This is a genomic window from Serratia rubidaea (assembly GCF_016026735.1).
Taxonomy (GTDB): domain Bacteria; phylum Pseudomonadota; class Gammaproteobacteria; order Enterobacterales; family Enterobacteriaceae; genus Serratia_B; species Serratia_B rubidaea.
On record NZ_CP065640.1, the window covers coordinates 183,121 to 195,700 of the forward strand.

The following is a 12,580-nucleotide window of genomic DNA, read 5'->3' on the forward strand; positions in this document are numbered from 1 at the left end:
CCTAGCATTCAATCAGTTTCTTTTTGCAACCAGATTGCAAGGACGTTGCTATGAAGAGTTCTGTTGCCTCACCGTTACCACCGGACAACGCGCTGACTCAGCCGGTGAAGATGCCCGGCAGCCTGGTGTGGTTGTTCGCCGTCGCCAGCGGGCTGAGCGTGGCGAACGTCTATTACGCCCAGCCGCTGCTCGACGCGCTGGCGTTGGACTTCGGCATCGGCCAGGCGGCCGTCGGCGGCGTGATCACCGCCACCCAGCTCGGCTGCGCCCTGGCCCTGCTGTTGCTGGTGCCGCTGGGAGATCGGAGCGATCGCCGCCGTCTGATCGCCATACAGCTGCTTGCCCTTGCGGCTGCGCTGGTCGCGGTGGGTCTGGCGCGTTCCGCTCCCGCCCTGCTGGCCGGCATGCTCGCCGTGGGCCTGTTGGGCACCGCGATGACCCAGGGCCTGATTGCCTATGCGGCAAGCGCCGCTGCGCCCCATGAGCAAGGGCGCGTGGTTGGCGCGGCGCAAAGCGGCGTGTTTATCGGCCTGTTGCTGGCGCGGGTGTTTGCCGGCGGCATCAGCGATCTGGCGGGCTGGCGCGGCGTCTACCTGTGCGCCGCAGTACTGATGCTGGCGATCGCACTACCGCTCTGGCAGCGGCTGCCCCGCCTGCCGGTCGCGCCGCACAAGATGCGCTACCTGAGCCTGCTCGCTTCAATGTTGGCGCTGCTGCGGCAGGAAAAAGTGTTGCAGGTGCGCGGCATGCTGGCGCTGCTGATGTTTGCCGCGTTCAATATCTTCTGGAGCGCGCTGGTGCTGCCGTTAAGCGCCCCACCCTATAACTTCTCGCACACCGCCATCGGCGCCTTTGGCCTGGCGGGCGTCGTGGGGGCGCTGGCTGCCGCACGGGCCGGGCACTGGGCCGACCGGGGATATGCCCAACGCACCAGTGCGGCGGCGCTTGCGGCGCTGCTGCTGGCCTGGTGGCCGCTGTCGCTGATGCCATGGTCGCTGGGCGCATTGATGATCGGCATCGTACTGCTCGATTTGGGGGGACAGGCGCTGCACGTCACCAACCAAAGCATGATTTTCCGTACCCGCCCCGAAGCCCACAGCCGGCTGGTCGGCCTCTATATGCTGTTTTACGCGCTCGGCAGCGGCCTGGGAGCTATCGGCACCACGGCGACCTACGCCTACGCCGGCTGGCAGGGCGTATGCCTGCTCGGCGCCGCGGTCAGCCTGCTGGCGCTGCTATTCTGGTGGGCAACGCGGCGTTATGGGGCGAACGGCAAGTGATGCCCGCAGGGGCTATAGTCGATCTTTAAGGCTGAGAATTTAAAAAACCGGCCTGGGGCCGGCATTCATTATTGGCAGAAGAGGAGCGGCGTACGTTGACGCGACGTCAAAGCCCCTTCCCTGGGAGGCTATCCTGCCAACTTAGAACCACGCCTCAAACATGCCGCCAACGTTCAGTGAATCCAAACGTTCGTTGCTGGCGCCATTAACTTTGGCAGTATGTTCGTTCTCCACCTGACCGCCGGTGACGTAGAAACGTAACATCGGACGGAACTCCGGCCCCATGCCAATGGCAATATTCTGCGACAGCGTCAGCTTCCAGCCCTTGTTATCCCCGCCCCGATCGTAGTCTACGCGCTGGTAGCCTGCTTCCAGCCAGGTGGAGTGCACGTCGTTCCAGAAGTACATCGGCCGTACGATGGCGCCATAGTTTTTACGGTTGTCGGTGTTGTCCTTGCCGTTATCATAATCATGGAAGGCCAGCAGATATTCGACCTGCGCCTGCTGGGTAAATTTATGGCTCCCCTCAAAGCTGGCGTAGACCGTGGTCAGATCGTCGGTCTTGCTGTAAACGCTGTTATCCGCGTTGTCGGAGTAGCGCAGTATGAGCTTGTTCACCCCGCTGTCGTTGGTATGGCTCAGTACCAGTCCCCCCTGCCAGGCCTTGAGTCGCTCGTCGCTATCCACCGCTTTCGAGTCAAAGCCGTAGTTGGCGTACACTTCAACGTCGATCGGCCCGGCCTTGATGCCGTGGGTTTTGGTGGTCAGCGCGTAGTGACCGTTATCGCCGGTATCGGAACTGCCCGTGCAGGTGATGCGTGATGGATTCGTCTCATCGGCCATCACTTCCGGGCTACAGGATTTCACCTGCGACACCGCCGCCATGTCAAACTGTACGCCGCCAATATCAAAGTTCTTCACCCCGGCCCCCTGGCCGTCGTGGTTCATCCAGAAGTAATCGTTGATCCCCTGTTGCGGACGTTGGTGGAAGTCCCGGCCGGCCCAGAGGTAGGCATTCGGGTTAGATTCGAGCACGTTAGTGACGCCCACGTAGGCCTTTTTCAGGTTCACTTCGTCACTCCAGTGGTCAAACATGACGTTAATATCCCAGATCGCCCCTTGGGCGCTTTTGAAGGCTTTGCTTATCTGGAATTCACCGCCGTTGCTTTCGTTACCCAGACGGCCGATCGCCGAGGCGCCGTTATAGGAACCGTCGACGCCGACATATTTCTGATCGCCGGTCTGGAAGTGGGCGCCATAGCGGGCATAGCCGCTGAATTTAAGGCCGAATGGGATCGCCAAGTCCGGCGAGGCCGCGGTGGTCTGCGGGGTGGTAATGACATCAATCTTTTTATCGGCTGCGGCGTCAATTTTCACCTGCCGTTCGGCCAACGCTTTATCGACCGCTTTAGCCACGATGGCGTCAATCTGTTCCTGGGTGAATTCCTGCGCCAGTACGGAAACAGGGCACAGCGCGGCGATAGCCGCCATAGCTAAAGGGATTTTATTTACAGTTTTCATGGCTATCTCAAATTCATTATATTTTAAGAAAATAACCATCCCGTTCTGGTGCCAATAGAAATGACGCCACCAAAACAAGTTGATTTTATTTTTATTTCTCAGAGGTACAGTGATAACATCGGCGTAATAATATCCTCCATAGTCAGAACAATCAGATATTGACGGACGTGATTACGTCATGCCAACAGTTAACAGGTCGGTAAGGTATCTATCGGACACTTCGCTGCCAGCACCCGCGTTAATTTCACAGAGGGTGCGCATAATCAGTCAGGGACGAATTAGCCCCCGACTGACGCTGTACTTATTATCTTAATTACAACTTTAGCCTTTAATTAAAGCGTGATTCACTGGCTTCCCAGCTATAACTGCCATTTGCCATTAACGAATCACCATGTTCCTGATAGGAAAAATTATAAAACTCTGCGCTGGCGGCATAGCCGGAGTAGTCTACGACCGCCAGGCCGACAAACGCACCGGTAAAGAACCCGCCATAGCTTTGCAATACATAGTCGTCAGAAAGAACAGCGGCATCCAGGGTGACCGGAATCTCACTGAAGTTAATCCCATCAAAGCTATACTCATAGGTATAACTTTCCTTTCTTACTCTTGTGCGGAACCAGACATACTCGCTACCTTCCGGAATTTTTATGGCATCCTCTTTCAGATACGAGGTATATTTACCACGATTATTCTCACTTACCTCGATAACCGCACCATTAATTTCATTCCAGGTAATGAATACAAAGCTCCAGTGACGATCGTTATAGTAATTCGTCAAACCTGCCATTTGCTGGTAATTAAATGGATTGAATTTAACTTTAACCTGCGCATCAAAATAGAAGGCCTGCCAGCGCCGGGCAATCAGCGACAGGTCATGAGTATTCGCTAAAGAACCTTGTCCGATTAACGTCAATTTTCCGTCGCCTGTTGTACCCATTTTTTCGGTGAACGGAACACGGAGCGTATTCCAGTTGAGATCGAGCGTCGACGATTTAAAATCATCTTGCTGACTATGCTCCCTTGCGCTGTGGCTACCAACGGCACCTTTTGGCCCTTCGACGAAGGTTTTTCCTCCGTGGCCGCCCTCAATACGTGGCCAACCCTCTTCATCCCAATAAACTTTTTGAATCGACGTTTCCCGGCCAAGCGTTGACCACCCGCGCGGATCGTAGACAGACTCACCGGCATGGTTCCAGGGACGCGCGCAGAGTGAAGCGTAATACCATTCACCTTCGGGGGTTGACACCAGACTGCCGTGGCCCTGTTTTTGGATATAGCTGTCCGGAGTATCTACGTTGGTTAAGAAGACCTCCCCCGGAGCCGTTACAAAACTGTCAGCGTCCAGGCTGGTTGAACGGGCAACAACCTCCTGGTGGGTAAAGACAGTTCCCCCCTGAGCGGCAAAAAGATAATAGTATCCGTTCAGTTTGTAGAGGTGTGGCCCTTCAACCAGCGCAACCGCAGTGCCCCGATAAATGGTGCGCGCCGTTTCCGGTTTTAATTTCAGCGTATCGGCATCAAATTCAGTTAACGTAATGCCGTTAAAAGGGTGGCGGTACTCTCGGTGGTCCCAGGTTTGTTGCACCAGGTATTTACGGCCATCATCGTCGTGGAAAAGCGAAGCATCAAAACCGACGCCATTCAGTTTGATGGGATCGGCCCATGGACCACGGATATCCGTTGCGGTGGTCAGGTAGTTGGTCATGTCTTTAAAGGCGCCCTCGGTGACTTTCACATCCGTATAAACCAACCAGAATTTGCCATCGGCATAAGAGAGGGCCGGAGCCCAGATCCCACCTGATGAAGGGTTCCCTTTCATCTGCAAAAGCGCCGTTGTTGACAATGGACTCGGCAGAAGACTCCAGTGCTCCAGGTCTTTTGACGCATGTAAACGAACGCCGGGGAACCACTCAAAGGTCGAATTTGCGATATAGTAAGTGTCCTCGACGCGGATAATACTTGGGTCTGCATTAAATCCAGGCAATATAGGGTTTTGAATCAGTGACATAGGGCTTTACCTTCTTAATAAATTTATCTTATTTATCAATCATTTAATTATATGCGTATTTCATCGAGCTGACGGTTGATATCCGTGATGTTTTTATCTGAGATGGGATAGCATTGAATAACGATCATCGACACAAAGGCTAGCGCTATCGGGATCCAAATCGCCGTCATATTGATTCCAGCAATAGCGTTTGCATCTTGTTGGGCAGCGACTTCGTTAAAGCCATAAGCGGCCAGCAGCCAAAGCGGAATGGCGCCGCCAAGAGTAAAGCCGACTTTGAAAAAAAGCCCCATAATGGCATTAATAATTGCGGCGTTTCGCTTGCCTGATTTTAATTCGCCATACGCAATAACCTCTGGGACAAGCGCCCACATAAAGCCGGTCGCCGACGTTAACCCCCACTGTTTAATAAATGTTGCGATATAAGCTAGCCAGAGTTCATCATGCATGCCATCGAGTGACCAGATGTATGTCAGCAATTCCCCCACGATAAACATGCCAAGAAAAAGGTGGAAGAACCCTTTTTTACCAAATATTTTCTTGAGTCTTGGCCAAAAAACCGGGAATAAAATGCCTGGAATTGAGGCGACAAGACCAACGGCGCCCATCCATTCCGAATGGCCGACAACAAACTGATTGAAAAAACCATTAACCGTATTCATAAAAAACATGAAGGTAAAGGCCAGCATAAAAAACACGCCGAGAATGACAAGCGGCCGGTTATTTTTGAGTTCAAGGAATAAATCCGTCGCTTTTACATTGGCAGATTGCTCTACCGTAGCGACAACGCGCTCTTTGGTTAATTTATAACACAGGAAAAGCGCCGCCGCCCCGACGATCATATACACAGAATAAACGCCAAACCACGCGTAGCTGGCGGACGGATCGGTATAGTTCCCCAGTTCCAGCTTAAGCCCGAAAAACCCGGTATCCTTGATGCTGCGATCTTTGGGAGCAGCCATTTGTACGAACATGGGAAATAAGGTATAGGCAAGAAGGTTGGCGCTATTGGCCAGCATCATGCGCGTACTCGTCAGCTTATCGATTGAGACAGGATCTCTGGTTAATGAAGCATTAAGAGAACCATAAGGAATATTCACCACCGAATAAACCAAATCCAGCGCCAGATAAACGACGAAGGCAAAAGGCACGGAGCCACGCACTTCAGGAATAGGTGCAAACAGCAAGGCGGAGAGAATAACAAGTGGAATACCGGCTCTTAGCAGCCAGGGACGGTATTTCCCGGACGCTGAACTCCTTTTATCAACAAAAGTTCCGACCATCGGGTCCCAAAACACATTGAGAATTCTGACAAAAAGAAATATAAACCCCGCGGCTGCGGTGCTGATTGCATTAACAGTCAACATGTGTAGAGCAAGAAAACCGCCTATTGTCCCAAAAACAAGATTTTGGGCAAAGTCACCCAGCCCATAACCAATGCGTTCTCCACGCGTTAGTTTATGATACTCATCGTGCTGACTTTGCATTATGTTTTCACTCATTTTTATCACATCTCCTGCCTGGTTTGTGAACGCGGAATACTTTCTGACACAGATTACGGCTGGTAATCTATTACGTTTTTGTACTTATTAATTATGTTTTTTTATTTCCGTGAGCACGGTGACAAAGGCCTTATATAGGACTATAGCCAACGGGGAGATTGGCAACTCACCGGCCATGTCCACTGTCGCTGAACCTGGCCTGAAAAACCAGCACGTTGTTTAATTCCTTCGGTTTTCCACCGAAAAGTGAAAGCCCGATATGGCTATTAACACATTAAATAGATGGCCGTATTTTTTGAGATATGGTTCACATTTGAGCATTCTATTAATCACAAAGTGAGATAACGTAATTGAGCACTCAGCCGAGGAAATACAGGATAATGAAAACCAGCCAGCAGCCGGTGGTAAAACTATGTTCAAGAAGAGGCGTGAAGGTGATGGCTTTCTGCTTAATACTGATTTAGGGCAGCAGCGAGAGAGTTTGATGGAAATGTAACGCCTACTCCTGCTGGCGCGGGTATTCTGGTGGGCAACGCGCGTTAGATGGAATAGTGACATAATATTAGCGGAGAAAATCCCTCAATTAAGCGGGTTAAGCCTGATTTGATATCGGTGAATAACGGAGGGTGCCCACTCTCAGTCATGCCCCTTGTCAAACAGGCCAAGCATAAAATCACGCACGTGCGCAATGCGCGGATTACGCATTGCTGTCTTATTCCAAACCAAATACAGATTATTGGTCGGCGCGTCTTCGAGCGGGGTGAGGGAAACCAACGCTCCCGATGCCAGTGCATCGACGCACTGATAATCAGGGAGCACGCTCCAACCCTGCCCCTTAATGACGAGATCCTGGATGATGCGCAAATCAGGAATGGTTAAGGTCGCCTGCAGGGTTGGCGCTAATTGAAACAGTGCGGTCCAAATGGGCCGAATCAGCGGTAAATCTTCGTCAAATGCAATCAGCGGAAGGTCTGCAAACTGTTCGGCGCTGGGACGCTGCCCCAGTTGCTCCGCCAACTCCGGCGCCAACACCAGCAAAAAACGTTCTGACAGCAATCGGGCGAAACCATGTGAACGTTCATCCGGCATCGAGGCAGTAATTGCCAGATCGGCCGTGGAATTATTTAACAGTGCGTAGATTCGTTCCCGGTTGCCGGTATGTATCCTAATGCGGAATCCCTGAGCCATCAGCGGAGCCAGTCCTGCCGCAATTCTGGAATAGATGAAGTCAGACGGCCCGGCAATATGCACCGTTCCCCCCAGTTCACCGCCGCTGCGGTAGGAGGCCATCCTTGTTTCCAAACTATCGATCATCGGGCCGATAGCCCGCGCCAATTCATCGGCCGCTTCCGTTACGGCAACGCCGCGCGCTCGCCGTACAAACAGCTGTTTGCCAACAAAGGCTTCCAACGCCTGAATATGCAAAGATGCCGCAGGCTGTGTCATGCCCAAGGATTCGGCCGCCCGCGAGAACGACTGCAGTCGGTAGGCCTCAATAAAGGTGCGCAGGTGGTCGAGATGGCTCATATATCGTCTTCCTTTCGGCTACGTCGGTGCATAATCAGCCGCGGGCCGCCAAGCTATAAAAATATTTATCGATTATAGATTAAATAATAATTTCTCATATCTCACAACGCTCTCTACCCTGCTTGCCAGCGGCGGCCAATGGCCGTTTCCCCCGATTTATTGAGAGAGTGCGTCATGCCAATCATCATCTATATTTTCACGCTCAGCGCCTTTGCGCTGGGCCTGGCAGAATTCGTCCCTATCGGTCTGACTGCCGTCATGGCACAAAGTTTGAACGTCAACATCGAACGCGTCGGCCACGCAGTGACCTGGTATGCCCTGGGGGCGACCTTTGCAGCACCGGTGCTGACCGCTTTGACGGCTAGCTGGTCACGCAAGCGGACCATGCTGATGACGATGCTGATCTTCACCATCGGCAGTCTGACCGCAGCGCTTGCCACCAGCATTTCAATGCTGCTGGTGGCGCGTTTCATTGCCGGACTCGGACACGGTCTGTTCCTCGCCGCCGCCTCCAGCACGGCAGCAGGCCTCGTCGGCGCCAAAAAAGCGGGCAGCGCCGTCGCGGTGGTATTTTGCGGCTTTACGGTCGCTATGGCGATCGGCGTTCCCATCAGTACCTATCTGGGAGGGGTAAGCGCCTGGCGACCGGTACTCGGCACGATTGCCGCATTCGGGGCTCTGGGCTTCCTGGGCCTGCTGCTAGGCATGAAGGAACCGCCTCGAAATGGGGAACATACAGGCAACGAGTCTGTTGCACTGGCTCTGAAGGCCATCTTCCACCCGGCTCTGCTGCTGGCCGCATTGGTTACCGTCTTGGGCTATGCCGGTTCGTTCACGGCCTATACCTTCATCGCGCCGCTGCTGACCGACGTAACGCAGGTTAGTCCCGCCACCGTCAGCCTGTTTATGCTGGCCTACGGTGTATTAGCGGCCATCGGCAACATCATCGGCGGCAAGGTAACCGACCGGATGGGCGTCAACCATGCAAGCGTGGTCGTTATCTCCGCCATAACCCTGGTCGTGCTGGGAATGTGGCTATTCGCCTCCTCTGCGGTAACCATGGGCATACTGATTGCACTGCTGGGTCTGTTTAGCTTCGCTTCCGTACCGGCTCTACAGGCCCGCCTTATCCATATCGCCGAACGGCATGCGCCACACGCCCTTGGCGTCGCTGCGGGCCTGAATATCGCGGGTTTCAACTCTGGCATCGCCCTGGGTTCAGTATTGGGCGGCGTAACGATCGGAACCATCGGCATCGGCTATACGGGCATGACCGGCGCGATGGTCTCGGTACTGGGCCTGGCACTGCTGTTATCCCTGATCGCATACGACCGCCGCGCCGCTGGCTATCGGACTATCGCAGAGACACAGAGCGGAACCCGCAACCCATAGCAGATTTAGGCAGTATGCGGACCGTACAAGCAACAGCGAATAGTAGTACTGCAGACAACGCAAAAAAAAGCCCGCTATTAAGCGGGCTTAGTCTTATCTGTATGCCATCAAACGGGCGATATCAGCGTGGAGTTATTCCCACTCAATCGTCGCCGGCGGCTTGCCGCTGATGTCGTACACCACGCGGGAAATGCCGTCTACTTCGTTGATGATGCGGTTGGAGACGCGGCCGAGGAACTCATACGGCAGGTGCGCCCAGTGCGCGGTCATAAAGTCGATAGTTTCCACCGCACGCAGCGAAACAACCCAGTCGTACTTACGGCCGTCGCCCATCACGCCGACGGAGCGCACCGGCAGGAACACGGTGAACGCCTGGCTGACCTTGTTGTACAGGTCGGCTTTATGCAGCTCTTCGATAAAGATGGCGTCGGCGCGGCGCAGCAGGTCGCAGTACTCTTTCTTCACTTCGCCCAGCACGCGCACGCCCAGACCCGGCCCCGGGAACGGGTGACGGTACAGCATGTCGTACGGCAGGCCCAGCTCCAGACCGATTTTGCGCACTTCGTCTTTAAACAGCTCACGCAGCGGTTCAACCAGACCCATCTTCATCTCTTTCGGCAGGCCGCCCACGTTGTGGTGCGACTTGATCACGTGCGCTTTGCCGGTGGCGGAAGCGGCGGATTCGATCACGTCAGGGTAGATGGTGCCCTGCGCCAGCCATTTCACGTCGTCCAGCTTCAGCGCTTCTTCGTCGAACACTTCAACGAACACGCGGCCGATGATTTTACGCTTCGCTTCTGGATCGTTCTCGCCTTTCAGCGCGTCCAGGAAGCGCTGCTCGCCTTCCACATGAACGATGTTCAGGCCGAAGTGGTCGCCGAACATCTCCATCACCTGCTTGGCTTCGTTCAGGCGCAGCAGGCCGTTGTCAACGAAGACGCAGGTCAGGCGCTTGCCGATGGCGCGGTGCAGCAGCATCGCGGTAACGGAAGAGTCCACGCCGCCGGACAGGCCGAGGATCACCTGGTCTTCACCCACCTGCTCGCGGATGCGTTCAACCGCATCTTCGATGATGGTGGCCGGGGTCCACAGCGCTTCACACTGGCAGATATCCAGGACAAAACGTTCCAGCATACGCTGGCCCTGACGGGTGTGGGTCACTTCCGGGTGGAACTGCACGCCGTAGAAGCGTTTTTCTTCGTTGGCCATAATGGCGAACGGGCAGGTGTCGGTGCTGGCGACGGTGACAAAATCAGACGGGATGGCGGTGACTTTGTCGCCGTGGCTCATCCACACGTCCAGCAGCGGTTTGCCTGCCGGGCTAATGGCGTCTTCAATGTCGCGGATCAGCGCGCTTTCGGTGGTCACTTCCACCTGTGCATAGCCGAACTCACGCTCGCTGGAGCCCTGTACCTGGCCGCCCAGCTGCATCGCCATGGTCTGCATGCCGTAGCACACGCCCAGCACCGGTACGCCGGCGTTGAAGACGTATTCCGGCGCGCGCGGGCTGTTGTGTTCGGTGGTGCTTTCCGGACCGCCGGACAGGATGATGCCGCTCGGGTTGAATTCGCGGATCTGCTCTTCGCTGACGTCCCAGGCCCACAGTTCACAGTAAACGCCGATTTCGCGCACGCGACGGGCTACCAGTTGGGTGTACTGCGAACCGAAGTCCAGAATAAGAATGCGATGCTTATGAATATTTTGTGTCATGTGAGGCGAATTCCAGCAACAAAAGGAGAAAAAACAACAATAAGCGCGTGGTGATGGCCCCGCTCTGCGGGGCCAGCGACGTGGCACGCCACGCCGCTACGCATAAACATCTCTGCCGTGGGTTAGCCCATACGGTAGTTTGGCGACTCTTTGGTGATGGTCACATCGTGCACGTGGCTTTCCTGGATGCCGGCGCCGCTGATGCGCACGAATTCCGCCTTGGTGCGCAGTTCGTCGATGGTGCCGCAGCCGGTCAGACCCATGCAGGAGCGCAGGCCGCCCATCTGCTGGTGTACGATGGCCTTCAGCATGCCTTTGTACGCCACGCGGCCTTCGATGCCTTCCGGCACCAGTTTGTCCGCCGCGTTGTCGGTCTGGAAGTAACGGTCAGAAGAGCCTTTGGACATCGCGCCCAGCGAGCCCATACCGCGGTAGGATTTGAATGAACGGCCCTGATACAGCTCGATTTCACCCGGAGATTCTTCGGTGCCCGCCAGCATGGAGCCGACCATCACGCAGGATGCGCCCGCCGCGATCGCCTTGGCGATATCGCCGGAGAAGCGGATGCCGCCGTCGGCGATAACCGGGATGCCGGTGCCTTCCAGCGCTGCAACCGCATCGGAGATGGCGGTGATTTGCGGCACGCCGACGCCGGTCACGATACGGGTGGTGCAGATAGAGCCAGGGCCGATGCCCACTTTCACCGCGCTGACGCCGGCTTCAACCAGCGCTTTGGCGCCGGCTGCGGTCGCGACGTTGCCGCCGACGATTTGCAGATCCGGGTATTTGGCGCGGGTTTCGCGAATACGCTGCAGCACGCCTTCAGAGTGGCCGTGGGAGGAGTCGATCAGCAGTACGTCAACGCCTGCCGCAACCAGCGCGTCAACGCGCTCTTCGTTGCCGGCGCCGGCGCCGACCGCCGCGCCGACGCGCAGGCGACCCTGCTCATCTTTACAGGCGTTAGGCTTACGTTCGGCTTTCTGGAAATCTTTTACGGTGATCATGCCGAGCAGGTGGAAACTTTCGTCAACCACCAGCGCTTTCTCAACGCGCTTCTCGTGCATTTTTTGCAGCACCACTTCACGCGCTTCGCCCTCTTTCACCGTCACCAGACGATCTTTCGGCGTCATAACCGCGGTCACCGCCTGGTTCAGGTCGGTCACAAAGCGCACGTCGCGGCCGGTGATAATGCCGACCAGCTCATTGTCTTCGGTCACGACCGGGTAGCCGGCAAAGCCGTTGCGTTCGGTCAGTTCTTTGACTTCTTTCAGCGTGGTGGACGGGGTTACGGTCTGCGGGTCGGTCACTACGCCGCTTTCATGTTTCTTCACGCGGCTGACTTCTTCAGCCTGACGCTCAATAGACATGTTTTTGTGGATGAAGCCAAGGCCGCCTTCCTGCGCCAGCGCGATGGCCAGGCCGGATTCGGTGACGGTATCCATCGCTGCGGACAGCATAGGGATATTCAGGCGGATAGTTTTGGTCAGCTGAGTGCCTAATTCTGCGGTGTTCGGCAGAACGGTGGAGTGGGCTGGAACCAGGAGAACGTCGTCAAACGTCAGAGCTTCTTTAGCGATACGTAGCATGGGCAATATCTCACCAGGGTGGATGCGGAAAAGATAAAATATTGCCGCGGCATT

General features: G+C 55.2%; 8 protein-coding genes. 2 read left to right on the forward strand and 6 right to left on the reverse strand.

Features of this window, described 5'->3' with window-relative positions; all coding sequences use genetic code 11:
* Nucleotides 1–50: 50 nt before the first annotated feature.
* On the forward strand, nt 51–1,280 hold the full coding sequence (locus I6G83_RS00850; RefSeq protein WP_054306418.1) for an MFS transporter: 1,230 nt from the start codon (nt 51–53) through the stop codon (nt 1,278–1,280).
* A 141-nt stretch (nt 1,281–1,421) separates the two neighbouring features.
* Here I6G83_RS00850 and I6G83_RS00855 read toward each other — a convergent pair whose 3' ends face one another.
* The 4 genes from I6G83_RS00855 to I6G83_RS00870 form a co-directional block, all read right to left on the reverse strand.
* Nucleotides 1,422–2,801, reverse strand: coding sequence for a carbohydrate porin (locus I6G83_RS00855; RefSeq protein WP_054306426.1), 1,380 nt, complete (start codon nt 2,799–2,801; stop codon nt 1,422–1,424).
* 328 nt (nt 2,802–3,129) lie between these two features.
* Nucleotides 3,130–4,809, reverse strand: a complete 1,680-nt coding sequence (locus I6G83_RS00860; RefSeq protein ID WP_054306417.1) for a glycoside hydrolase family 43 protein — start codon at nt 4,807–4,809, stop codon at nt 3,130–3,132.
* Nucleotides 4,810–4,856: 47 nt separating this feature from the next.
* Nucleotides 4,857–6,296 carry an MFS transporter gene (locus I6G83_RS00865; protein ID WP_161805789.1) on the reverse strand — a complete coding sequence of 480 codons (1,440 nt, stop codon included), beginning with the start codon at nt 6,294–6,296 and terminating at the stop codon, nt 4,857–4,859.
* Nucleotides 6,297–6,947: 651 nt separating this feature from the next.
* Entirely contained in the window at nt 6,948–7,838 is an 891-nt protein-coding gene (locus I6G83_RS00870) for a LysR family transcriptional regulator (RefSeq protein ID WP_054306415.1), read from the reverse strand.
* 174 nt (nt 7,839–8,012) lie between these two features.
* Between I6G83_RS00870 and I6G83_RS00875 the strand changes: the two genes are divergently transcribed.
* Nucleotides 8,013–9,230, forward strand: a complete 1,218-nt coding sequence (locus I6G83_RS00875; protein WP_054306414.1) for an MFS transporter — start codon at nt 8,013–8,015, stop codon at nt 9,228–9,230.
* Nucleotides 9,231–9,362: 132 nt separating this feature from the next.
* On the opposite strand, the gene guaA is transcribed toward I6G83_RS00875, so the two are convergent.
* Entirely contained in the window at nt 9,363–10,940 is a 1,578-nt protein-coding gene (gene guaA, locus I6G83_RS00880; protein ID WP_015673398.1) for a glutamine-hydrolyzing GMP synthase, read from the reverse strand.
* Nucleotides 10,941–11,062: 122 nt separating this feature from the next.
* Nucleotides 11,063–12,526 carry an IMP dehydrogenase gene (gene guaB / locus I6G83_RS00885; RefSeq protein WP_054306413.1) on the reverse strand — a complete coding sequence of 488 codons (1,464 nt, stop codon included), beginning with the start codon at nt 12,524–12,526 and terminating at the stop codon, nt 11,063–11,065.
* Nucleotides 12,527–12,580: the final 54 nt, after the last annotated feature.